The sequence below is a fragment of the Gammaproteobacteria bacterium genome (assembly GCA_034522055.1).
Classification (GTDB): domain Bacteria; phylum Pseudomonadota; class Gammaproteobacteria; order JAABTG01; family JAABTG01; genus JAABTG01.
Genome location: JAXHLS010000002.1, coordinates 3,673,541 through 3,695,528 on the forward strand (window position 1 = coordinate 3,673,541; position 21,988 = coordinate 3,695,528).

The following is a 21,988-nucleotide window of genomic DNA, read 5'->3' on the forward strand; positions in this document are numbered from 1 at the left end:
CCTAGCCCTCCTGGGGAATCTGTTTGAAGTTATAGGGGAAGCCGTTGGTGTCGATAGACGACATCCACTTGAGGAAGGCGATGACCGCCTTGGCCTCTTCTTCGCTGAGATGCTGGTTCGGCATCTTGCGCCCGGTGCCGAAGGTGCGGGCGTTACCCTCCGGGTCCATGAGGAACTGGAGCATGAGCTGTTCCCGGGCCGCCTCGGCGCCCCAGGCCTGGTCCAGCCACGACTTGGTGAGGTCGGGGGCGTAGTAGGCGCCGTTGCCCAGGAGGGTATGGCAGTTCATGCAGTTGCGGCCCTGGATGATCTTCTTGCCATGGGTCACCACGGCCTCCGCCTCGTCCTCGGACAGCCTTTCCGCGAACAGTGGGGCATCGTCGCCGATAACGGGGATCTGGTAGTTGCGCTCCTCGTCGAAGACATAGGACACACGCTTGTTGATGACCGTGTACGCGGGCACCCGCTCGCTGCCCACGGAGATCTGCTGCAGGCTGTCCATGGTGAGGAATATGAGGGCCACGAACATGAGGGCGGTGACCCAGATGGCCAACTTCTTCCAGACGTCTTCTGCGGCCCACCAGGGCGTTGTGGACATGATCAGTTCCCTCCAGGTTGTCGAATCACGTTATCCGGCGTCGCGCCCCCCGCGGGCGCGGCGCCATCAGGCTGGTGCTCATGGGTGCCCTCGCACAGGTGCCAGATGCCGTGGGGCGCCAGCAGGTAGCCCACCAGCATGGCCAGCACCACGGCCTGCCACAGGCCGTCGAGATTGAGGGCGTAGGCCAGGGTCAGCACCGCTGCGGCGAGCAGGCCGTAGGCCCCATAGGCGGCGATCATGAGACGGGGCAGCCCGTGGACCCGGGAAAAGGCGAACAGCAGGGCGTAGAGGGCGCCCGCCATCACCACCATGGCACCGGAAAAGAAGGCGATGAAGAAGTTGTCCAGGTGAACGGGCTCGATCATGGTTGCCGCCTCGCTTAACAAGGCCCGGCAGTTTGGCGAGGGTGCCCGCTGTCGCCTTGACAAAGATCAAGCACGGCGGGCGCCCTTCGTGATAACCGGCTCCCCCTTTTCCCTGCCATCAGGCAGCCGGCTGCGACACCGGTTTTACCCCGTTGGCGTGCCCGGGACGTTTACCCCGGATGAGAGACAGCCCATCCACTGGAGTTCCCGCGGGAGAACGTCATGAAGAAACCTGTAATCATCGGCCTGGTGGTCGCGGTGTTGCTGGCCGCAGCCTGTGCCCCCACATCGAAAGAGGATACGGGATCCGCCGTGACGCCGGTGCCGGATGGCAGCGGCGCGCCGCCGCCGGGGGTGACGGTGGAGCCCGCCGCGCCCGGGGCCGGTGGCGTACGCCACGAGCTGGCGGTCACGCCGTCGCGACCCAAACAGGCCCACACGGCGCACCCGGCCGGTCGCCCGGTGGCGCGGGCCGACACCTTCGCCGCCGATCTCGCGGCCCTGCGTCCCCCCGCGGAGCCGGTGAATCGCGAGAACTACCATGGCTTCCATGACCATCCCCTGCGGCTGGCCGCGGAGGATCCCTTTTCCACTTTCAGCATCGACGTGGATACCGGCGCCTACAGCAATGTGCGCCGCCTGCTCCAGCGCGGCAGCATGCCTCCGGCGCACGCCGTGCGGGCCGAGGAGCTGATTAACTACTTCGGCTACGATTATCCCGCGCCCGCCGGTCGGGAGCGTCCCTTCCGGGTCACCACGGAGATAGGCCCCACCCCCTGGAACCCCCAAACCCGGTTGTTGCACATCGGCCTCAAGGGTTACGCGGTACCGCCTGACCAACTTCCCGCCAGCAACCTGGTGTTCCTGGTGGACGTGTCCGGCTCCATGCGCGCCCCCGCCAAGCTGGGCCTGCTCAAGAACGCCCTGCGGTTGCTGGTGGGTCAGCTGGACGGCGATGACCGCATCGCCATCGCCGTCTATGCGGGTGCTGCGGGCACGGTGCTGGAGTCGACCTCGGGGGACCACAAGGCCGCCATCAAGGCGGCCATCGACGGCCTCACGGCGGGTGGCTCCACCAACGGTGGTGCGGGCATTCGGCTGGCCTACGACCTGGCCCGCCAGGGCTGGATCGAGGGCGGCGTCAACCGCGTCATCCTCGCCACCGACGGCGACTTCAACTTGGGCATGGTGGACTTCGATGCCCTCGTGGGCCTGGTGGAACGCGAGCGCGGCAGCGGCATCGGGCTGACCACCCTGGGCCTCGGCGCCGGCAACTACAATGACCACCTGATGGAGCGCCTGGCCGACGCCGGCAACGGCAACCATGCCTATATCGATACCCTGGCCGAGGCCCGCAAGGTGTTGGTGGAGGAGATGAGCGCGACGCTGTTCACCATCGCCCACGACGTGAAGATTCAGCTCGAGTTCAATCCGGCGGTGGTGGCGGAATACCGACTCATCGGCTACGAGAACCGGGCCCTGGCGCGCGAGGACTTCGCCAACGACCGGGTGGATGCCGGCGACATCGGTGCCGGCCATACCGTCACCGCCCTCTACGAACTCACCCTGGTGGACAGCCCCGCCCGGCGCCTCAGCCCCGGGCGCTACCAGACCCCGGTGGTGGCGGACGGCGGCCGCGACGGCGAGGTGGGACTGCTGCGACTGCGCTACAAGACGGCCCATGACGGCGCCAGCGTCCTCCAGGAGAAGGTGCTGGCGGTGTCGGATAGTGCGCCCCTACTCGCCGAAACCAGCCAGGATTTTCGTTTCGCCGCCGCCGTGGCCGCCTTCGCCCAGCGCCTGCGGGGCGGCAAGTATCTGGAGGGCTTCGACTACCCTGAAATACTGGCCCTGGCCCAGGGTGCCCGCGGTGACGACCCATTCGGCTACCGGGGCGGATTTCTCCCCCTCGTGGCCCTGGCCGAGGCGCTGGAGTCGCCGCCGGCGGCGGGGGGGAAGTAGGGGAGTGAAAAGGGACCAGAAGCGAGGGAATGGACCAGAAGTGAGTGAATAGACTAGAAGCAAGTGAATGGTGAATAGACCAGAAGCAAGTGAATGGTGAATGGTGAATGGTGAATAGCAATAGCAATAGCAATAGCAATAGCAATAGCAAAAGCAAAAGCAAAAGCAAAAGCAAAGGCAAAGGCAAAAGGCGACGACGGGGGGGTGGCTGAAGGTGGGCGTTTCCGCTTTGGCTTGAGGGATTTGGTGCAAGCTGGCGTGCCTTGATGTTACTGCCCACGCCAACCAGGAGCCATACTCGCTGTACCATTCACCATTCACCATTCACCATTCACCATTCACCATTCACCATTCACCATTCACCATTCACCATTTCCCCATGCCCGTCCCCACCGACCCCACCGACGAATACCTCATGAGCGCCTACGCGAGCGGTGACGCGGATGCCTTCGACATCCTCTACGGGCGCCACAGGAACGGCGTGTACCGTTACCTGCTGCGCCAGTGCGGCGGACCGGAGGTGGCGGAGGAGTTGTTCCAGGACGTGTGGATGCGGGTCATCGGCATGCGCCGGCGCTACCGGCCCACGGGCTCCTTTCGGAGCTGGCTCTACGGTATCGCGCACAACCGGCTGGTGGACCATTACCGCCAGCAGGAGCGTTCCCGGCTGGTATCCGGCGATGGGCCCGAGGACCCCGACCCGCGCCCCGCCATGGACCATCAGGCCTTCATGGCGGACTGTCTTAAGCGCCTCATGGCGTTGCTGGACAAGCTGTCGCCGCCCCAGCTCCAGGCCTTCCTGCTGCGCCAGGAAGGGGGGCTCGGCCTCGAGGACATGGCCCGCGTCATGGGCGTGGGGGCGGAGACCGCCAAGAGCCGGCTGCGCCATGCCATGAGCCGGTTGCGCGGGGGGCTGGAGGATTGCCTGTGACAGGAAAGAGAGACCAGGAGTTGGCGGCCCTCTACAGAGTCGCCGCCATTGAGGAGCCGCCGGCCCACCTCGACCGTACCATCCGTGACGCCGCCCGGCGCGCCACCCGTTCCCCTCTGGCGCGCTTCACCCCCTTCAGCGGTCGCTGGCCCCTGGCCCTGTCGGCCGCCGCCGTGGTGGTGATGACCACTACCCTGCTGATCTACCAGGTGGATCCGGACCCGATCCTCGTGGACGAGGACATGGTGCCGCGCCAGGAGACGGCGGCGCCGGCCCCGGACGCCGTGCCGGCCCCGCCGTCCGCCTCCGACGCCGCCACTGAAAACCGGCGGCCCGCACCCGCGAACGGAGATCCCCCGGTACTGCTGCGGGAGGCCGTTCCCCCTCCCGCGCCTGCTAGCGACCGGGCCTTGCCGTCACGGGAAAAGGAAGGAGGCGGCACGCCGGCACGCCTGATGCACCTGCCGCGGAGCAAGGCCATGGACCAAGCGCATGACGACGATGCCGGGGCCGGCGGATTGCCGTCCGGGGCGGCGGCGGAACTGGCCGCCATCCGGCGGCTCGTCGAGACGGGGGAAACAAAGGTCGCCCGGCGCCGCCTGGAGTCCTTCGTGGAGCGCTACCCGGATTACGAGTTGCCTCCGGAACTGGACGCGTTGCTGCGCCAGTGATCCATGTCGGGATGAATCCCGACCCACATCCGTGCCCCGGGAACGGGCGGTGGTGGTGTATCTGGGGGCGGCTGTAAGTCGGTTGTAGGTCGGACTTCAGTCCGACAACCGGCTTCCGCCATCCGCCCGGACAGGCCCCCTGGCCAGGGTGGGCCGATCTTGTCGACAAACTTTACAGTTTCGCCGTGAAAAAGCTTGGCGCGCGCCATGAGTTCCTTCCCTGGAGTGTCGATTTTGGAGACGTAATGTTTCCGCTAACCGCAATATTCAACCGGTCTGACGAGCAGACTTCTGATTCCGCTGGCCTTTCGCTCGTCCGACCCCGACCAGGATCGGCCGATCCTGTCGGCGAACTTTACAGTTTCACCGTGTAAAGAACGGTATCGACTCGACCTGCCGGTCCTATGATATTGATTGTTTTGAGTATGCTGAACCCTGGCATGCGGTTTGCCTATTTAATGAGTGTTGCGTGTCCGGTCGCGGAAGGAGAGCAATGATGCGAGCATTGACATCGATTGTGTTATTCGGTTCGCTGCTGATCGCGACGCCAGCTTGGTCAGCCACCTTTCTGCTCCCCACCGACGGACTGGATCCGGCTGGCCAGGAAATCTTTCAGATCGAGGAGTCCATCTTCATTACCGGCCAGATCTCGCCGGGCTCGATCTCCGTCATTCCACCCATCGTCATCCCGGCCACCGCAAACGTCTACGTCGTGCCCAACGACAATTGGGATTTCGCCAAGCCGATCCCGGCGGATGTGACCCCAGGCGGTGCACTAAACTTGGCAGGCCTCGCCGAGACGCTGACTGGGGTGTTCATCGACGTTGAGTTGTGGCCCGCCCCACTTACGCCGGGCGAATACGACATCGTGATTGACGATGACTTGAATGGCATCTTCGATGGCGGCGTATTCGATTTCGTCTGGGGATCGGGTCCGGCGCCCGGTATTGTAGTGGTCGCTCCCGTTCCACTGCCCCCCGCACTCGTGATGCTGGCCCCTGCGCTGGGATTGCTCCTCGGTGCCAGACGGCGCGTGATGGATCCGAGGTCGACGAGGAACCCCGCTACAAGGTCGTAACCAGAGAAGACTTAATCGGAGAAGACTCATGAACAGACTCAAGACACTCGCAATCGTCGCCGCCATTATGGTTCCGGTGTATGCGCATGCGGTGGTGCTCGTAGAGACCAGCGATCCGGGCTTTTACAACAACAGCATCGGTACGCTGCTGAACAGTACCAACGGCGGGGAAAGCGGTCCGTTCCCGGTCTCCAACGATTCAAATCTCAACTTCCCGACCGCACCGGATCTGTCCACCGCCGATGCCGTGCTCGGCAACTGGCTTACCGATCCGTTGAATCTCAATGCCAACTGGGACCTCCTCGCGGCCATTCCCAACAGCTGGACCGTGGGTACCGAGGTGGCGGTCATCTATCAGTTCGATACGCTGGCGGCGACGAACGTGGTGGCGAACTTCGGCGTCGATAACGGCATCTTCGCCTGGTTGAACGGCACCTATCTCGGCGGCGCGCGCCGGGCCGGCGGTGTTTCTCTTGGCGAACACGTATTCAACGTCGGCGATCTTTCCGCGGGCACACACTTCCTCCAACTCTTGCTCGAGGACCACGGCTCGAGCAATGGCTATGCAGTGCAGATCACCGCGGATACCTTCGTCCCCGGTCCACCGCCGGGCGGCGGCGTTAACGGTGGCACGATCCCCGAGCCCGGCACGTTCGCCTTGCTCGCGCTCGGCGGCGCCGGTCTCTATCTGCGCCGCTCCAATAAACGCCCGCGGGGTGCGAGGCGCAACTGAGCCATGCCAACGCCGACTTCGGGATGACGGTGGTTCCGATCCCGCGGGCATTGTGACTGTGACTCAGGACCCGCCGCTTGATCGGCGACTTCTCCTATGAATGCCGCGACTCCGGCGACATCCGGCATGGGGATGTGGCGACACCCAGGGCCTCGTCGGCTGCCAAGAGCAGCCGACCTACCTTGCTGCTACACCCCCCCCTGGATCCCTGCCTCATCGAGTTCAGTAGCGAAACGATGGTGCGGTCGTCTGGGCGGTGTCCGGTTCGTGAAGGCTAATCTCGAGCACGGTCAGTTCTCTCAAGGGGGTGACCGTTGCTTCCAGGGGATGACGCGAGGCGCCGTCCACCGTGTGCACCTGGCCCCAGGCGAGGTGCGTGGCGCGGGGACTGTTCCACCTCCCTGTGGCGTCTTCGCGAACGGCCGGCTTGCCGTAGCGGTGCACCAGACCGTCGGTCGCGTCATCGGACTGTAGTCCCGTGACGACTTCGGCATACTCGATACGGTAAAGACGGGGGTAGCGGGTATCCGTGAACCACGCCTCGATGCACCGTGAGCCCGCCACGGCCCCGGAGGAGCGGGTCTGCCAACTGCCCCCGGGGCGACAGCCGTTCTCCTCCACGGCCAATCTGGGGCCGTCGTCGTACAAACGCGGCTCGGTGCCGAAGTTCGCGGCGATGGCTGCGCGGGCCGCATCCAGACTCATGCCCGGCTCGAGGCCCGCAATCATCAGCACCGGCGCCTCTGGTGACGGCTGCAATGGGGTGCGGTTGACGCCGCTCGCCCGTGGTGGGAGCGAGAGTTGGAAGGTCCGCTCGGGCTTGAGCATCCAGCCGCCCCTGCTGTGGGCCGTGGCGATGAATGTTTCCTCGGCGTCACCCTGCAGTGATCCGTGCACCGTCACCCGGGTGATGTCCGGGCACTGGAAGCGGATTGCCGCCAGTGCGGCATCCACCACGCGCTGGGCGTCGCCGGTGTCCGCGTCCAGTAGCGCCGGATCCGGGGTGGTCAGCCCGAGATGGATCGGCGCGCCGCAGTCCAGAGCGCTGGAGACCGTCGCATGGAAGGAGGGATCCTCGAGAAGCAGGCGCCCGCTGGCCGCCGCCGACGGAGCGCCGGCCACCATCGCCAGGACCACTACGATTCTTGCCGTGTTCATGCGACCTCCCAGGTGCCGTCTTCGTTGCGGCAGGTTCTGAACTTCTCCGAGGCCGTGCTGCCGTCCGGCATCGTCACCTTCTGGGTCACTAGCGTGCATTCCGGCTGGGCGAGCATGGTGTCGTCGAAGTCCTGGCCGGCGTGCTCGCGGATCGCGTTGCTGTCCGCCTGCTGTTGCCCGACGGGATTCAGCAACGTCGAATGAACGAATCCATAGCCGCGTCCGTTCCGAGCCAACATATACCAGTTCTCGCCCGACACCCGTCCGACGACGGGCACCTCTTGTTCATCCTCGATTTGGTCGATGACCGGATAGTTCGTACCTGGACCGCTACGCACATTACTTCGCGATGTCGCGGCGTACCATCCATTGATCATTTCGAGGGGCGGCGCCTGGGTCGGGCGGCTCGACGGCTCATCGTCGGCGTCCTGCACCTGTACCTCGGTGCGCACGCCGGTATCGGGATTGACCCATGTCTGCGACTCGCCAGTCTCTATGGCGGTGGCGGTGGAGTGAGCCAGGCCTTCACGATCTGACGCCTGCATGCGGCGCCCGACCTCGCCACCAAGCCAGTAGCCGGCCAGCGCGCCGACGATGGTGGCGGCTGTCTTGCCGGATCCAGAGCCCACCTGTGAACCGAGCACACCGCCGAGCACGCCGCCGACGCCTTTTCCCACGTTCTCTTTGGTCAGCATGTCGGTGATCCGACTCATGAAGTCATCCTGGCCGTGGTGCTGCGAAGCCGGATGCTCCGCCCTCGCCAGCGGTCCGGCGGCGAGCGTCAAGACGGTTGCGGCGACCATGACCTGTCGGGTATGGGATCTGTTCATTCTGGATAACCTCGTGAGCCTGGGTCGACGTCGTAGGACACGACGGGACCGGCGACTTGTTGATGGGGCGTGGAGAACGTCCTTGCGCGTGGACCGTGCGACATGGCTTCGTTGTCCCTGCATTGGGTCACGCTATGCCGATGATCCGGGCGGTGTCTGTTCGTTGGCACACAAACGTCTATTAACCGTTTACTGAGCCATGGGTGCAATGGGTCGGATTTGCGCCCACCGCTGTTTTGCCGGCCACGCCCGCGGCAAGAGAGAGCTGAGGGCTGTGTCGCACAGCGCTGGCCGGACGGCGACCTCGTCCCAGCGCAGCACCTCGGCCCCCCCGGTTTCATGGACTCTGATGGCATGGGGCATGGGTTACTCACTCTGGCATATTGCGAGAATCACTCGCCAGCCGAGGTGTTTTGCTGTTCCTCGACGACCTGGCCATTCTTCCACAGCACAATGCCCACACCCACTTGCCTGGCCTTCCGCCGGGCCTTCGCCGCCGCCCGTTTCATGGCGATTTCAGCCGCCGCCATATCGGGGTCACGTTCTTTCGGCTTGTTGCTGGAATCCATGAATTCTCCGCTCATGCGTTCACTCCTTCTTCAATCAGCGCCGGCTCGCCGCCAGAATTGTCGTACAGCGCCCACTCATTAACCACCGGTTTGTACAGGTTTTCGAAATTTCGCAGGCCAGCTACGAAGCGCCGCCGCCCGGCTCTGAAAGCTGCCCGTTCCGGTTCGAAGGGGGCGAGCCCGGCGGCGATGAGGTCGGCATTGACAAAGGTCGGGCAGTGGGCCTCATTCGGTAGAAACTCCCCGGCGAAGGTGGTTTTTCCCGCACCGTTAGGACCGGCAATAATGATGATCCGCTTATCCGGCGTGTTCATTCTCTTGTCCCGCGGGTTGCCAAACGCTCCTTGCCAATCTGAACCGATTATATTCCAGGGAGTATTGGCTCGGCATAGCGCGGTGCCCCAAGGCTGCAAACAGGTGGTCGGCGTTTCGGTCTTAGCGGTTTCGGGGGAGGCCATCAATGGCCCACGCTGAGCCTCTCCATGATGAAGAAGCCGCCGACGGTGAGGGCCATCATGGCGAGCCCCCAGGGGTAGTTCCAGCGGATGATGTCGCCGGCGCGGACGTGGTAGCGGCCCTGGAGGGCGAGGCCGACGCCGGAGAAGGGGCTGATGGGCAGGCCGATGGCCCAGCCGGCGAGGTAGCTCATGGCCAGCAGATGAGGGTTCGGCTCCAGGGGTGCCAGCAGGGTGCCGAAGGTGGCGATGGTGACCACCGGATGGATGCCGGCCACGGCCGCCGCCACGATGACCAGCAGGACCACCGTCGCCTCCAGCGGGCCGAAGGCCGTGAAGGGCAGCCAGCCGCCGAGGTTGGCGAACAGCACGCCGAGCCCGGCCGCCAGGACGCCGGCGGCGATGAAGAGCAGCAGTTCGTTCAACAGTCGCGGCAGGCCGGACTCCACGTGGTGGCGGAGAGCGGGAGCGGCGGCGGGACCCGCCCGGATCGCCAGCAGCAGCAGGCTGATGGCAGGGGCGCTGATGGCGATGACCGCGAGCACGGGGATGGGCGGCCACAGTTGATGGATGGTCAGCACCAGGGCCGCCAGCAGGCCCGGCACCCACAGCCCCGCGAAGTTCATGGGATAACCGTGGAAGTCGCTGTCGGCGGCGGCGGGCCGCTCCCAGACCGTGAGCAGCAGGCCCACGGCGGCCAGGGGCAGGCCGAGGGCCATGAGCAGGTCCAGGCGGGCGCCCTCGGCCCAGGTCAGGGCCGTGGCCATGGCGGCGAAAAAGGGGGACCAGTAGGCGGCCAGTACGAAGCCGCGGGCCAGCACGGTGGCACGGCGGCGTCCCAGGGTACCGTCCCGGGCGAGACGATCGCCGACGATGAACAGCATGGTGATGTTGATGACCGAGGAGAACAGGTGCAGGCCCAGCAGGGTGCGCCACAGGGCCCGGCGGCCGCCCGGCACCTCGCCATCAACGGTCCCGGCGTGGCTCACCAGCCGCAGGAAGCTCACGGCGATGAGCATGCCGATGAGCAGGGCATTGGCCCCCAGGGCCTGGCGCCAGGGTATGGGCGTGCCCTGGACCAGGAAGGGCGCCATGGCCAAGCCTCCCACCCCCACCAGCACCACCGACTGGCGGCGTGCCCGGGCGGGGATGTCGCGCCACATGAGCAGGGCGGCGAACCAGGCGGCGGCGCCGCCGGGCCAGCGGGGCGCCTCGGGCCACAGGGCCGGCGCCATGGCCGTCAGGAAGGTAATGGTGAGCAGCCCGCCTGCCAGCCGCTGGCGCCGAACCCCGGTCACAGGATGACGAACAGCACGGCGGGGATCACCGCCAGGGCCGCGATGAGGAACACCGGCACGCTGACCTGGAGCACCTCGACGACGAGGTTCACCGGCGATCCCGCTCCAGGGCGTGGCGCAGCAGCCGCACCACGGTGCGGGTGTGGGGGGCATCCTCCCCGGCCGCCCGGCAGCGGGCGATGACGGCGCCGCAGATGGCGTCCATCTCGGGCTCGCGTCCCCGTTCCCGGTCCACCAGCATGGAGGGCTTGATGGAATCGAAGGTGGAGATGAGGCGGTGCATCTCATCCACCGCCTCCCGGTCCAGCAGCACGCCGTCGGCCCGGGCGGCGGCCGCCGCCTCCGCCATGAGGTCGTGGACGAGTTCCGACAGGCCGGGATCGGCGAGCAAGGGCCCGGTCTCCTCTCCGAGGAGGGCCGCCAGGGCGTTGACGCCGTTGTTGATCACCAGCTTGCGCCACAGCTCCCGGTGGATGTCGGGGCTGATCTCCGTGGGGATGGCCGCCCCCCGCAGGGCCTCGGCCAGGGCCTCGATGGAGGCACGGGACGGGGCATCGGGGCCGCAGCGGGCATCGTCGGGCCAGCGTCCGAGTAGGGTCTCGGCCGGGCCGGTGGCCCACACGTGGCCGGGCGCGGCGATATGGGCGCCGATGCGCCGGGTCAGGCCGCCCACCACCCGCCGCGCGCCGAGAATGTCCGCCAGCACGGCCTCGTTGTCCACGCCGTTCTGCAGGGACACCACCAGGGGGCCGCCGGGGTCCTCCCGGCGCGGCATCAGGGCCGCGAGGTGGTGGGCGGCCTCCGCCGTGGCGGTGGATTTGAGGCACACCAGCACGTAGTCGGCATTCATCACCCGGGCCGCCGTGAGGGCGTCGCCGGATACGGTATCCACCGGCCCGGCATAGGGGTGTTGCGGGTGGTCGAGCACCAAGCCCCGGGAGGCGAGGGCGGCGCCATGGTCGCCCCGCACCACGAAGGTCACGCCGTGGTCCGCCTGCACCAGGCGGCTGCCGAAATAGGCACCGATGCCGCCCGCGCCGAGGATCAGGAATCTCATCGCTTCTTGTCTGTCATGCCTTCAGGTGGGGGTCGATTCTTTTCCCCGCCCCCCTTTGCGGATGGTTCGATCGGCTTCAGACGGTCAATCCGTTACCGCAGCGGGTTCCGCCTGGTATTTCTTCAGGCGGTAGGCCAACTGGGGCCGGGTCATGTTGAGCAGGCGGGCGGCGGAGCTGAGGTTGCCATTGCTGCGCTCCACCGCCTTGGTCAGCATGATCTGCTCGATCTGTTCGAGGGAGGTGCTTTGATTCAGGGCGCTTTCCACCATGTGGTCCAGGGAGCCCGCGGCTTCCCGGGGGGCCTCGCCGCCGGGGCCGGGGGCGGTGCCCGCCATGCCGCGGCTCAGATCCACGCAGGGGAATATCTGTTTGACGTCGATCTGCTGGTTGGGCCCCACCAGGATGACGCCGCGCTCGATCATGTTCTCCAGCTCGCGGATGTTGCCGGGCCAGTCGAACTTCATGAGGGTTTCCATGGCGCGCTCGGTGATGCCCGTGACCCGCTTGCCGTGGCGGGCCGAGTATTTCTCCAGGAAGCGGTTCACCAGCAGGGGAATGTCGTCCTTGCGATCCCGCAGGGGCGGCACGATGACCGGGAAGATATTGAGGCGGTAGTAGAGGTCGGCGCGAAAACGCCCCGCTTCCACCGCCTGCTTGAGGTCGACGTTGGTGGCCGCCACCAGCCGCACGTCCACCCGGCGGGTGCGGGTGTCGCCGATGCGCTCGAATTCACCATCCTGCAGGACCCGCAGGATCTTGGCCTGGGCGGATGCGGAGAGTTCACCCACCTCGTCCAGGAACAGGGTGCCGCCGTGGGCCCGCTCGAAGCGCCCGGGACGGGAATGCTGGGCTCCGGTGTAGGCGCCCTTTTCCACCCCGAACAGCTCCGACTCAATGAGTTCCTCGGGGATGGCGGCACAGTTGATGGGCACGAAGGTGTTCTTGGCCCGGGTGCTGATGCTGTGGAGGGAACGGGCGAACACCTCCTTGCCCACCCCCGTCTCACCGAGCAGGAGCACCGTTACCTGGCTGTCCGCCGCCTTGTGGATGAGTTCGCAGGTGTCGCGGAAGGCCGCGGAAGTACCGACCATCTCGCCCATGGCCACCTGGTCGTCTATGGAGTAGCGCAGGTGTTGCACCTCCTCCTGGAGCTGGATGATCTGGTCGGCCACGCGGATGGGCTCGAAATATCGAGCTTCTTCCGCTGCGTCTTCCCATTCCTCGATAGGCTTGCCGATGATGCGGCAGTGGCGATCGCCGCAGCCCGCGCATTCCACCTCCTTGTAAAGGATCCGCTTGCCGACGATGGCACTGGTGTAGCCGCAGGCATAACCGATCTGGATCCAGCACACGGCCTCGGGGGACAGGCCCATGGACTCCACGTGGACCTCGGCCTCGAAGGAGTCCTCCCACAGCATCTCCGCGTAGTACTTCTGGTTGGCGATGTCGATGTCCACCTTGAGCGGCGACACCCGCACGATGCCCTCCGCCGAGTGCATCATAGGCCCCATGAGGAGCAGATCGTCATCGGCGGCGTTGGGCATCAGGCGCCGGGCCATGCCGGCATCGAGTTCGCCGGAGACGAAGCCCATGCGGGTCAGCACCCGCCGCGCCCACTCCATGCCCAGGGTGTCGATGAGTTCCCGGCGCAGGGACCCCATGGCACCCGCGTGCAGCATGAGCATGCGGTGTTTCTCGAGGGTGATGCGCCCCTTCTCGAACTCCACGCTCAAGGGGGAGGGCATATCGACGTAGCTGTTCAGTTCGATGGACGGCATGGCCTTACCTGTGGACGGGTTAAAAACATCAATTTGATCTATTCATCAAGGGCATCGACTTGTGACGAGGCGTGCATAAGGTAAAATATCGCAAATATAGCGATTTGTCGATTTTAACGAGCGATAACCCCATAGGCGTGTTATTAAATGGTGAAATTCTTCTGAGAAGCTGAAGGGTTCATTATTTGATAAGGCCGTCCTGGCGTATTTTTAACCAGTTCAGCAAGGCGTGACTGGCGGCCATTCCTAACTAGCTGATAAATAAGGCGCTACAGCCATGGCACGGTTCCTGCTAACAGTCTTTCCCAATAACATTGGGTGGTGGAAGAAACGATGAAGCGAGACCGCAGGGTCCTCCCCCTCAAGCGGCCTGCCGGTGCCGGGGACGTGACCAAAGACAAGTACGTGTGCATACGTCGCATGCGGGACGATGGGTTCGTGGAGTTCGATTTCTCCATCGGGGACCCCGGTCTCTACGTGGAACTCATCCTACCCACCACGGCCTTCAACGAGTTCTGTAACGCCAACGGCGTGACCTTTCTCGATGAGGCCGATTCCGCCGCCATCGAGGCCGATCGCAAGCGCTGGCGGGAAGGCTTCATCTCCCAGGAGGGGGACGAGGTGAAAAAGGATGATAGGCCTTAGGTGGACGGGCCCCTAGATGGATAAGCGATGGCCCATGCCGGGGCGGCATGGGCTCGTCGGATACTCAATGCCAATCAACTGAAAGACCGGAGAGCGTCAGATGCAGATCGACATCAGGACCACCGACATCAAGCCTATCCGCCAGACCTTCGACAACGTGGCGCGGCGCATCGGCGAGGGCAAGACGGCCTCCCGCTACCAGGAGGCCACCTTCGATGTCCAGCCCATGGAGAACTTCCACTACCGGCCCTTCTGGGACCCGCAGCACGAACTCTATGATCCGCGCCGCACTGCCATCCGCATGGAGGACTGGTACGCCTTCAAGGATCCCCGCCAGTTCTATTACGGCACCTGGACCATCACCCGCGCCAAGCAGCAGGACAACGCGGAGCGCAACTTCAGCTTCGTGGAGAAGCGCGAACTGCTGGACCTCATGAGCGATGAGTGGCGGGCCCGCGTGGCAGCCGTGCTGCTGCCCCTGCGCCATGTGGAGTTCACGGCCAACCAGAACAACTGTTACATCGCCGCCTATGGCTACGGCACCGCCATGACCCAGACCGGGGCCTTCGCCATGATGGACCACCTGGGCATGGCCCAGTACCTGTCCCGCATCGGCCTGCTGCTGGACGGCAACAGCGGGGACGCCCTGGCGGAATCCAAGCGCCAGTGGATGGAGGACGAGGGCTGGCAGCCCCTGCGGCGCATGATGGAAGACATGATGGTGCTGGACGACTGGTTCGAGATCTATGCCGCCCAGAACTTCGTCATGAACGGCCTGTTGTATCCAATGATCTATGACCGCTTCGATCTCGCCGTCTCCGAGCACGGCGGGTCCACCCTCACCATGCTCACCACCTTCATGGTGGACTGGTTTGCCGAGAGCACCCGCTGCGTGGATGCCTTCATGAAGACCGCGGCGGCCGAGTCCGACGCCAACAAGCAGCAACTCGAGGCATGGTGCGCCCAGTGGACCGAACGGGCCCATGAGGCCCTCGCCCCTCTGGCCACCCTGGCCCTGGGTGACGAGGGACCGGGCGCCCTCGCCGACATGGTGGCGGAATTGAAGAACCGCGCCGCGAAGAAGTGCAATCTAGAATTCTAGGGGAGTCCAATGCCGAAAAACATGGTGTATATCGCGCTTCAGAACAACGAAGACGCGCGCGGGATCATCGAGGCCATAGAGCGGGACAATCCCCATGCCACGGTCAGTCATTTTCCGGCCATGGTGAAGATAGACGCCCCCGGACGGATCGTGGTGAAGCGGGAGACGGTCGAGGAGTTGATAGGGCGGGAGTGGGACCCTCAGGAGATCCACGTCAGTCTGGTATCCATCTCGGGCAACGTGGATGAGACCGAGGACGAGTTCATCCTCGAGCGAAACAACTGAACGGTTAGGAGATATTGATGGCCAAGAAACTCAACCTGCGTGACAAGTACGCCCTCATGACCCGGGATCTCAGTTGGGATCCCAGCTATCAGCCCTTCGAGAAACTGTTCCCCCAGATGGAGATGGAGGGCATCAAGATCGATGACTGGAGCAAATGGGAAGACCCCTTCCGCCTGACCATGGACGCCTACTGGAAGTACCAGGCGGAGAAAGAGCGCAAGCTCTATTCCATCATCGACGCCTTCGCTCAGAACAACGCCCATCTGAACGTGACGGACGCGCGTTACGTCAATGCCATCAAGCTGTTCCTGACCGGGGTTTCGCCCCTCGAATACCAGGCCCACCGGGGCTTCGCCATGGTGGGGCGCCAGTTCCCGGGGGTGGGTGCCCAGGTGGCCTGTCAGATGCAGTCCGTGGACGAGCTGCGTCATGTGCAGACCCAGATCCACACCATGAGCCACTACAACAAGTATTTCAACGGATTCCATGACTGGAGCCACATGCACGACCGGGTGTGGTATTTGTCGGTGCCCAAGTCTTTCTTCGACGACGCCATGACGGCGGGGCCCTTCGAGTTCATCACGGCCATCTCCTTCTCCTTCGAGTACGTGCTGACCAACCTGTTGTTCATGCCCTTCATGTCCGGCGCCGCTTACAACGGCGACATGGCCACCGTCACCTTCGGCTTCTCCGCCCAGTCGGACGAGTCCCGTCACATGACCCTCGGCCTCGAGGTCATCAAGTTCATGCTGGAGGCCCATCCCGACAACCTGCCCATCATCCAGGGCTGGATCGACAAGTGGTTCTGGCGTGGCTACCGGCTGCTGTCCCTGGTCTCCATGATGATGGATTACATGCTGCCCAAGCGTGTGATGTCCTGGAAGGAGGCGTGGGACATGTATTTCGTGCAGAACGGTGGCGCCCTGTTCGAGGACCTGGCCCGTTACGGGGTGCGCATGCCCAAGCACTGGGAGGTGTCCGTGAAGGAGGCCGATCGCCTGTCCCACGAGACCTGGAATGTGTTCTACAACTACGGCCACGCCGCCGCCTTCAACTCCTGGATGCCGAGCGAGGAGGAGATGGAGTGGTTGTCCGCCAAGTACCCGGAGACCTTCGACAAGTACTACCGGCCGCGCTTCACCTTCTTCCGTAACCTGGAAGAGCAGGGCAAGCCGTTCTCAAACCCCACCCTGCCCATGCTGTGCCAGACCTGCCAGGTCCCCATGTTCTACACGGAGCCGGATGATCCGACGACCGTCTGCTTCCGCGCCAGCGAGTACAAGGGCGACCACTACCACTTCTGCTCGGACGGCTGCAAGGACATCTTCGACAACGAGCCAGAGAAATACGTGCAGAGCTGGCTGCCGGTGCATCAGATCTATCAGGGCAACTGCGGTGGCGCCACCGTGCCCGAGGTCCTCGAGTGGTATCACCTGGTGGATGGTGCCGACAACGCCAAGTATCCCTTCTCGCCGGACTACGAGAACTGGAAGAAGTGGAAGGGACAGGTGGCGAAGGAAGACGATGCCGCCTGAGGCGGGCCGGACCACAGGAGGATTGAGCCATGAGCAATACCACGCCCGCGGGCTATGAGGGCACCCCCCTCGACAAGGTGGAGAACTTCCACGGCAACCAGTTGATCTATCTGGATTGGGAGAAGCATCGCATGTTCTGCTCCCCCATCTGCGTGCCGGTGCCGCCCGATGCCCCTTTCGGCATCGTGTGCGACGACATCACCCCCAACGCCTACGGGGAGCATCCCGACTGGCAACACATCGACTGGTCCGAGGTCCAGTGGACGCTGGACGACGAGCCCTTCCAGCCCGACATGGACAAGAGCCTCAAGGACCAGGGTATTCACCACAAGTCGGTGCTGCGTTTCTACCAGCCCGGTCTGGATGGCCTCGAGGGCACGGGTGGGTAAGGGAGGAGCCGGATAAGTGAGTTACCAAGTCACCATCGAACCCCTCGGCGAGACCGTCGAGGTCGAAGAGAACCAGACCATCCTCGATGCCTGCCTGCGGGCGGGGATCTGGCTGCCCCATGCCTGTTGTCACGGCCTGTGCGCCACCTGCAAGGTACAGGTGCTGGAAGGCGAGGTGGAGCATGGTGAAGCCTCCCCCTTCGCCCTCATGGATTTCGAGCGGGAGGAGGGCAAGTGTCTGGCGTGCGTGTCCATCCCCGAGTCGGATCTGGTCATCGAGGCGGATATCGATGAGGATCCCGACGCCGAGGTGCATCCCGTGGAGGACTTCACGGGACGCGTCGTTGCCCTCGAGGATCTCACCCCCACGGCCAAACGGGTGTTGATGGAACTGGACCGCCCCATGCCATTCCAGGCCGGCCAGTATCTGCAACTGGAACTGCCCGGCATCGAGCAGCCGCGCCCCTTTTCCATGGCCAATCCGCCTTCCCGGGAGGGCGAGGTGGAACTCCAGGTGCGCCTGGTCCCCGGGGGAGAAGCCACCACCTATATCCACGAGAGGCTGGCGGTGGGCGACGAATTGAAATTGACGGGCCCCTATGGCCGCTTCTTCGTGCGCAAGTCGGCGCCGGAATCCATGCTGTTTCTGGCCGGGGGCACGGGGCTGTCCAGTCCCAAGGGCATGATCCTCGATCTACTGGAGAACGGCGAGACCCGGCCCATCACCCTGGTGCACGGGGTGCGTAACCTGTCGGAACTTTACGACCGCGAGTTCTTCGAGGGGCTGGCGGCCGAACATGATAACTTCACCTACATCCCCGCCCTATCCGAACCCCGGGAGGATGACGCCTGGGAGGGGGCCACGGGCTTCGTCCACGATGTGGCGAGCGCCCGTTTCAATGGCGAGTTTCGCGGCAACAAGGCCTACATCTGCGGCCCCCCGGTCATGATCGACGCCTGTGTCACGGGTCTCATGCGGGGACGCCTGTTCGAGCGGGACATGTTCATGGAGAAGTTCCTGTCGGCGGCGGATGCCGCCCAGGACAGTCAGCGTAGCCCCCTGTTCCGCAAGGTCTGAGGACTGCCCATGGCGCGAGCTGGGGAAGAGGTCTATGAGGTGTTCATCACGGACACTGGCGAGACCTTCCACTGTGGAGCGGGGCAGACCCTGCTCACGGGTATGGAGCGCCTCGGGCGCAAGGGTATTCCCGTGGGCTGCCGGGGTGGGGGTTGTGGCGTATGCAAGGTCCATGTCACCGCGGGCGACATCCAGTGCCGGAAGATGAGCCGCGTCCATGTGAGCGTCGAGGACGAGGCCCGGGGCATCGTGCTCGCCTGCCGCTGCCGGCCCGCTAGCGACATCAAACTGGCCGTCATCGGCACCATGGACAAGGCATTTTTCAAGCACGCGCAGGCGGGCGATGCCCGATGACCGGCGCGGCTTAGGCGACGAGGAGGAGAACACAATGGCAATGACAGGCGTAATGCGGCCGGGGCATGTATGCATCCGGGTCCTGGATATGGAGGAGTCCCTGGTCCACTACAAGAACCGTCTCGGCCTCCAGGAGGTGGACTGTGACGACAGCGGCCGCGTCTACCTCAAGGCCTGGGACGAGCGGGACTGGTTCTCGGTGGTGTTGCGGGAGGCCGACGCCCCGGGGATGGATTTCATGGGCTTCAAGGTGGACGGCCAGGCGATCCTGGATACCTTCGAGCAGCGGCTCAAGGATGCCGGCAGCACCACCGAGCGCATCCCGGCGGGTGAACTCAACCACTGCGGCGAGCGGGTGCGTTTCGATTCCCCCACCGGACACGTGTTCGAGCTCTATGCCGAGAAGGATTACATGGGCACCGCCATGGGACTGGTGAACCCCGATCCGTGGCATGAGGAGATCACCCACGGCATGGCGGTGCAGCGCTTCGACCACTGCCTGCTCTACGGCGGTGACATCGACGGCACCGTGAAGCTGTTCGAGGACGCCCTGGACTTCCGCCTCACGGAACAGGTGATGGACGGTGAACTGCGGGTGGCGGCCTTCATCACCTGCAGCAACAAGGCCCACGATCTCGCCCTGGTGCGCCACGCCGAGGACGGCAAGTTCCACCATGCCTCGTTCCTGCTGGGCTCCTGGGAGGAGGTGTTGCGGGCCGCGGACATCATCGGGCGCTACAAGATCTCCATCGACATCGGCCCCACCCGCCACGGCATCACTCGCGGGCGCACCATCTACTTCTTCGATCCGTCGGGCAACCGCAACGAGGTGTTCCACGGCGACTACAGCTTCTATCCCGACTACGAGCCCATCACCTGGACCGCCGACGAGCTGGGCGGCGCCATCTTCTACCATGACCAGGTGCTCAACGAGCGTTTCCTCACCGTGGTGACCTGATGGCGGCCTCCATCGAGCAACGCTGCATCGAGTGGGCGACCGCCGGGCGGATCTGCCAGGCGGCCGCCGACCATGCCATCGAGATGGGCGTGAAGGTGAACGTGGCCGTGGTGGACCCCGGCGGCAACCTCATGGCCTTTCAGCGCGTCAACGGCGCCTTCCTGCATTCCATCGACATCGCCCAGGACAAGGCCTACTGTGCCGTGGGCTTCGGTTTTCCCACCGGCCAGTGGAAGGGGATCTTCGAGGAGGCCCCCCAGCTCAAGGATGGCCTGATGCTGCGCCCGCGGCTGGTGACCCTGGCAGGCGGCGTGCCCATCGTGGAAGACCGGCAGATCATCGGCGGCGTGGGCGTATCGGGGGCCAGCGAGGAAGAAGACACGGCCTGCGCCCTAGCGGGACTCCGGGCCGTGGGCCTGGATGCCGCCTGAAAAGCCTTTTAATGTGAAAGTCGCGAAGCACGATTTCCCCCTCTCCCGCTGGGACAAATCCGTCGGGAACGGATTTGAACGCGCCTTGGCGCGGCCCGCAGGGCGAAGGGCCGGATGCCCGGAGTACAGGGATGGGGTGAGGGAACGAGCATGGCGATACGCGCTCCTCTTTCATCATCTTGGGCGGGCGCGTATCGCCATGAGAGTTAACCTCCGCTTGGTGGAAGTGAGTCCCTATCACGGCGAGGACCGCGACCTGTACGCGGTTGCCGATGATGAGGGTTTCGCTTATGCCATGGATGATTTTAACCCCCGGGTCCTCCTTGGCTTCTGCGCTTACCCGGAGAGCGCTGGGCGCGCTGTCGGCGCGCATTCGCGGTTACCTGGCGTTTACGGGGCGTCCTGTCTTGCCTTTCTCTGTTCTTGCTTTGCTTATAACTTGCTGTTTTTGTTGGTGGAGCCGAGGGGGATCGAACCCCTGACCTTCGCATTGCGAACGCGACGCTCTCCCAGCTGAGCTACGGCCCCAGAGGGTGCGGAATATAGCCTATGGCGGGGCGCGGTGCCAGTGAGGAAAGACGGGCGGCGGCGGTCACTTGGACATCAGGCCGAGGGTGCGGCGCTTGATGACCCGGGTTCCCGGGGGCGCGAGACTGCCGATGGACGGTGAGTCGCGATACCATGGGACCATCGCCACAAGCTGCGGGCCGCCCCTCCGGTCTGTGGCAGTTTTTCCAGAGAGAGCCATGCGACCGACACTTTCCAGACTCAATCAGATCCCTTTTCCCGCCATCCGGCGCGGCCGGTTGGAGACCCTGCAGGTGAATCTCGGCTATCGCTGTAACCAGCACTGTTTCCACTGCCACGTCAACGCCAGCCCCAAGCGCCGCGAGCAGATGACTTGGGAGACCATGCAGGATTTGCTGGAGTTCGTGGATCGGGCCGGCGTGGCGGTGCTGGACCTCACCGGCGGCGCGCCGGAACTCAATCCCCATTTCCGTACCCTGGTGGAACTGGCCAGCGCCCGCGGGGTGCAGGTGCTGGATCGCTGCAACCTCACCATCCTGGAGGAGCCCGGCCAGGAAGGGTTGGCTGAATTTCTGGCGGAACATGGGGTGCGGGTGGTGGCCTCGCTGCCCTGCTACCTGGAGGAGAATGTCAACGCGCAGCGCGGCGACGGCGTGTTCGATGCCAGCATTCGTGGACTCCGCACCCTCAACGACCTGGGCTACGGCATGCCGGGCAGCGGCCTCGACCTGGAACTGGTGTACAACCCCCAGGGCGCCTCCCTGCCGCCGCCCCAGTGTGGCCTGGAGGCGGACTACCGGCGTGAACTGGAGGCCCGCTACGGCATCCACTTCAATCGTCTGCTCACCCTCACCAACATGCCCATCCAGCGCTTCGGTAGCACCCTGCTGTCCAGCGGGCAGTTCGACGACTACATGGATACCCTGCGCCAAGCTCATCGGGACGAGAACCTGGAGCAGGTGATGTGCCGTTCCCTGGTGAGCGTGGACTGGCGGGGCTACCTGTTCGACTGTGATTTCAACCAGATGCTGGACCTGCCGCTGGCGGAGGCCGGCGCGCGCCTCCATGTTCGGGACGTGGATGTCCGCCAGTTGGTGGACCGGCCCATCACCGTCGCCGGCCACTGCTATGGCTGCACGGCCGGGCAGGGCAGCAGTTGCGGCGGGGCCCTGGCCTGATGCGGAACACGCTGACCA

24 protein-coding genes and 1 tRNA gene are annotated in these 21,988 nt (G+C 64.6%); 15 read left to right on the plus strand and 10 right to left on the minus strand.

All coding sequences use genetic code 11. The features are described from left to right. Position 1: 1 nt before the first annotated feature. Positions 2-598 (minus strand): cytochrome c, encoded by a 597-nt coding sequence (locus tag U5S82_17815; protein ID MDZ7753443.1) that lies wholly within the window; start codon positions 596-598, stop codon positions 2-4. Between the two features lie 2 nt (positions 599-600). After that, positions 601-966, minus strand: coding sequence for a hypothetical protein (locus U5S82_17820; GenBank protein MDZ7753444.1), 366 nt, complete (start codon positions 964-966; stop codon positions 601-603). 222 nt (positions 967-1,188) lie between these two features. Between U5S82_17820 and U5S82_17825 the strand changes: the two genes are divergently transcribed. The 5 genes from U5S82_17825 to U5S82_17845 all read left to right on the plus strand — a co-directional run bounded on the left by U5S82_17825 (position 1,189) and on the right by U5S82_17845 (position 6,341). Beyond that, complete coding sequence (locus U5S82_17825) at positions 1,189-2,928, plus strand: VWA domain-containing protein (protein ID MDZ7753445.1); 1,740 nt, start codon at positions 1,189-1,191, stop codon at positions 2,926-2,928. Positions 2,929-3,307: 379 nt separating this feature from the next. Then, positions 3,308-3,859, plus strand: coding sequence for a sigma-70 family RNA polymerase sigma factor (locus tag U5S82_17830; protein MDZ7753446.1), 552 nt, complete (start codon positions 3,308-3,310; stop codon positions 3,857-3,859). Further along, a complete protein-coding gene (locus tag U5S82_17835) occupies positions 3,856-4,530 on the plus strand; it encodes a hypothetical protein (protein MDZ7753447.1) in 675 nt (224 codons plus the stop codon). The genes U5S82_17830 and U5S82_17835 overlap by 4 nt, the downstream gene beginning before the upstream one ends. A gap of 493 nt (positions 4,531-5,023) precedes the next feature. Then, positions 5,024-5,608 (plus strand): hypothetical protein, encoded by a 585-nt coding sequence (locus U5S82_17840; protein MDZ7753448.1) that lies wholly within the window; start codon positions 5,024-5,026, stop codon positions 5,606-5,608. A 28-nt stretch (positions 5,609-5,636) separates the two neighbouring features. Then, positions 5,637-6,341, plus strand: coding sequence for a PEP-CTERM sorting domain-containing protein (locus U5S82_17845; GenBank protein ID MDZ7753449.1), 705 nt, complete (start codon positions 5,637-5,639; stop codon positions 6,339-6,341). A gap of 222 nt (positions 6,342-6,563) precedes the next feature. Here U5S82_17845 and U5S82_17850 read toward each other — a convergent pair whose 3' ends face one another. The 7 genes from U5S82_17850 to U5S82_17880 form a co-directional block, all read right to left on the minus strand. Then, the gene (locus U5S82_17850) at positions 6,564-7,499 is read right to left on the minus strand and encodes a hypothetical protein (protein ID MDZ7753450.1); all 936 of its coding nucleotides are present in this window, start codon (positions 7,497-7,499) and stop codon (positions 6,564-6,566) included. Further along, positions 7,496-8,329, minus strand: a complete 834-nt coding sequence (locus U5S82_17855; protein MDZ7753451.1) for an SH3 domain-containing protein — start codon at positions 8,327-8,329, stop codon at positions 7,496-7,498. The genes U5S82_17850 and U5S82_17855 overlap by 4 nt, the downstream gene beginning before the upstream one ends. A gap of 392 nt (positions 8,330-8,721) precedes the next feature. After that, positions 8,722-8,913: a hypothetical protein gene (locus tag U5S82_17860; protein MDZ7753452.1), complete on the minus strand. Its 192-nt coding sequence runs from the start codon at positions 8,911-8,913 to the stop codon at positions 8,722-8,724. Then, complete coding sequence (locus U5S82_17865) at positions 8,910-9,212, minus strand: hypothetical protein (protein MDZ7753453.1); 303 nt, start codon at positions 9,210-9,212, stop codon at positions 8,910-8,912. The genes U5S82_17860 and U5S82_17865 overlap by 4 nt, the downstream gene beginning before the upstream one ends. Positions 9,213-9,355: 143 nt before the next feature. After that, on the minus strand, positions 9,356-10,651 hold the full coding sequence (locus tag U5S82_17870; protein MDZ7753454.1) for a hypothetical protein: 1,296 nt from the start codon (positions 10,649-10,651) through the stop codon (positions 9,356-9,358). A gap of 88 nt (positions 10,652-10,739) precedes the next feature. Beyond that, entirely contained in the window at positions 10,740-11,708 is a 969-nt protein-coding gene (locus U5S82_17875; GenBank protein ID MDZ7753455.1) for a 2-dehydropantoate 2-reductase, read from the minus strand. 84 nt (positions 11,709-11,792) lie between these two features. Continuing rightward, positions 11,793-13,487, minus strand: coding sequence for a sigma 54-interacting transcriptional regulator (locus U5S82_17880; protein ID MDZ7753456.1), 1,695 nt, complete (start codon positions 13,485-13,487; stop codon positions 11,793-11,795). Between the two features lie 387 nt (positions 13,488-13,874). On the opposite strand from U5S82_17880, the gene U5S82_17885 reads away from it, so the two are divergent. The 9 genes from U5S82_17885 to U5S82_17925 all read left to right on the plus strand — a co-directional run bounded on the left by U5S82_17885 (position 13,875) and on the right by U5S82_17925 (position 20,264). Continuing rightward, entirely contained in the window at positions 13,875-14,132 is a 258-nt protein-coding gene (locus U5S82_17885) for a phenol hydroxylase subunit (protein ID MDZ7753457.1), read from the plus strand. Between the two features lie 100 nt (positions 14,133-14,232). Further along, on the plus strand, positions 14,233-15,234 hold the full coding sequence (locus U5S82_17890) for an aromatic/alkene monooxygenase hydroxylase subunit beta (protein MDZ7753458.1): 1,002 nt from the start codon (positions 14,233-14,235) through the stop codon (positions 15,232-15,234). A 9-nt stretch (positions 15,235-15,243) separates the two neighbouring features. After that, complete coding sequence (locus U5S82_17895; GenBank protein ID MDZ7753459.1) at positions 15,244-15,519, plus strand: MmoB/DmpM family protein; 276 nt, start codon at positions 15,244-15,246, stop codon at positions 15,517-15,519. Between the two features lie 17 nt (positions 15,520-15,536). After that, entirely contained in the window at positions 15,537-17,054 is a 1,518-nt protein-coding gene (locus tag U5S82_17900; protein MDZ7753460.1) for an aromatic/alkene/methane monooxygenase hydroxylase/oxygenase subunit alpha, read from the plus strand. 29 nt (positions 17,055-17,083) lie between these two features. Further along, entirely contained in the window at positions 17,084-17,443 is a 360-nt protein-coding gene (locus U5S82_17905; protein MDZ7753461.1) for a phenol hydroxylase subunit P4, read from the plus strand. A gap of 16 nt (positions 17,444-17,459) precedes the next feature. After that, positions 17,460-18,521 carry a 2Fe-2S iron-sulfur cluster binding domain-containing protein gene (locus U5S82_17910; protein ID MDZ7753462.1) on the plus strand — a complete coding sequence of 354 codons (1,062 nt, stop codon included), beginning with the start codon at positions 17,460-17,462 and terminating at the stop codon, positions 18,519-18,521. Positions 18,522-18,530: 9 nt separating this feature from the next. Continuing rightward, a complete protein-coding gene (locus U5S82_17915; protein ID MDZ7753463.1) occupies positions 18,531-18,875 on the plus strand; it encodes a 2Fe-2S iron-sulfur cluster binding domain-containing protein in 345 nt (114 codons plus the stop codon). Between the two features lie 34 nt (positions 18,876-18,909). Then, positions 18,910-19,833 (plus strand): catechol 2,3-dioxygenase, encoded by a 924-nt coding sequence (locus tag U5S82_17920; protein MDZ7753464.1) that lies wholly within the window; start codon positions 18,910-18,912, stop codon positions 19,831-19,833. Continuing rightward, positions 19,833-20,264 carry a heme-binding protein gene (locus tag U5S82_17925; protein MDZ7753465.1) on the plus strand — a complete coding sequence of 144 codons (432 nt, stop codon included), beginning with the start codon at positions 19,833-19,835 and terminating at the stop codon, positions 20,262-20,264. Before U5S82_17920 ends, U5S82_17925 begins: the two co-directional genes overlap by 1 nt. Before the next feature lie 452 nt (positions 20,265-20,716). On the opposite strand, the gene U5S82_17930 is transcribed toward U5S82_17925, so the two are convergent. After that, positions 20,717-20,792: transfer RNA gene (locus U5S82_17930), tRNA-Ala, on the minus strand. A gap of 218 nt (positions 20,793-21,010) precedes the next feature. On the opposite strand from U5S82_17930, the gene arsS reads away from it, so the two are divergent. After that, a complete protein-coding gene (arsS, locus tag U5S82_17935) occupies positions 21,011-21,970 on the plus strand; it encodes an arsenosugar biosynthesis radical SAM (seleno)protein ArsS (protein ID MDZ7753466.1) in 960 nt (319 codons plus the stop codon). Positions 21,971-21,988 lie beyond the last annotated feature (18 nt).

What these genes read in the sequence shown, in the direction of transcription:
- U5S82_17860 (MDZ7753452.1), bottom strand. Translation starts at nt 8,913, where the DNA reads ATGAGCGGAGAATTCATGGATTCCAGCAACAAGCCGAAAGAACGTGAC.
- U5S82_17865 (MDZ7753453.1), bottom strand. Translation starts at nt 9,212, where the DNA reads ATGAACACGCCGGATAAGCGGATCATCATTATTGCCGGTCCTAACGGT.
- U5S82_17875 (MDZ7753455.1), bottom strand. Translation starts at nt 11,708, where the DNA reads ATGAGATTCCTGATCCTCGGCGCGGGCGGCATCGGTGCCTATTTCGGC.
- U5S82_17880 (MDZ7753456.1), bottom strand. Translation starts at nt 13,487, where the DNA reads ATGCCGTCCATCGAACTGAACAGCTACGTCGATATGCCCTCCCCCTTG.
- U5S82_17850 (MDZ7753450.1), bottom strand. Translation starts at nt 7,499, where the DNA reads ATGAACACGGCAAGAATCGTAGTGGTCCTGGCGATGGTGGCCGGCGCT.
- arsS (MDZ7753466.1), top strand. Translation starts at nt 21,011, where the DNA reads ATGCGACCGACACTTTCCAGACTCAATCAGATCCCTTTTCCCGCCATC.
- U5S82_17820 (MDZ7753444.1), bottom strand. Translation starts at nt 966, where the DNA reads ATGATCGAGCCCGTTCACCTGGACAACTTCTTCATCGCCTTCTTTTCC.
- U5S82_17920 (MDZ7753464.1), top strand. Translation starts at nt 18,910, where the DNA reads ATGGCAATGACAGGCGTAATGCGGCCGGGGCATGTATGCATCCGGGTC.
- U5S82_17895 (MDZ7753459.1), top strand. Translation starts at nt 15,244, where the DNA reads ATGCCGAAAAACATGGTGTATATCGCGCTTCAGAACAACGAAGACGCG.
- U5S82_17830 (MDZ7753446.1), top strand. Translation starts at nt 3,308, where the DNA reads ATGCCCGTCCCCACCGACCCCACCGACGAATACCTCATGAGCGCCTAC.
- U5S82_17815 (MDZ7753443.1), bottom strand. Translation starts at nt 598, where the DNA reads ATGTCCACAACGCCCTGGTGGGCCGCAGAAGACGTCTGGAAGAAGTTG.
- U5S82_17890 (MDZ7753458.1), top strand. Translation starts at nt 14,233, where the DNA reads ATGCAGATCGACATCAGGACCACCGACATCAAGCCTATCCGCCAGACC.
- U5S82_17900 (MDZ7753460.1), top strand. Translation starts at nt 15,537, where the DNA reads ATGGCCAAGAAACTCAACCTGCGTGACAAGTACGCCCTCATGACCCGG.
- U5S82_17845 (MDZ7753449.1), top strand. Translation starts at nt 5,637, where the DNA reads ATGAACAGACTCAAGACACTCGCAATCGTCGCCGCCATTATGGTTCCG.
- U5S82_17855 (MDZ7753451.1), bottom strand. Translation starts at nt 8,329, where the DNA reads ATGAACAGATCCCATACCCGACAGGTCATGGTCGCCGCAACCGTCTTG.
- U5S82_17825 (MDZ7753445.1), top strand. Translation starts at nt 1,189, where the DNA reads ATGAAGAAACCTGTAATCATCGGCCTGGTGGTCGCGGTGTTGCTGGCC.
- U5S82_17915 (MDZ7753463.1), top strand. Translation starts at nt 18,531, where the DNA reads ATGGCGCGAGCTGGGGAAGAGGTCTATGAGGTGTTCATCACGGACACT.
- U5S82_17925 (MDZ7753465.1), top strand. Translation starts at nt 19,833, where the DNA reads ATGGCGGCCTCCATCGAGCAACGCTGCATCGAGTGGGCGACCGCCGGG.
- U5S82_17905 (MDZ7753461.1), top strand. Translation starts at nt 17,084, where the DNA reads ATGAGCAATACCACGCCCGCGGGCTATGAGGGCACCCCCCTCGACAAG.
- U5S82_17840 (MDZ7753448.1), top strand. Translation starts at nt 5,024, where the DNA reads ATGATGCGAGCATTGACATCGATTGTGTTATTCGGTTCGCTGCTGATC.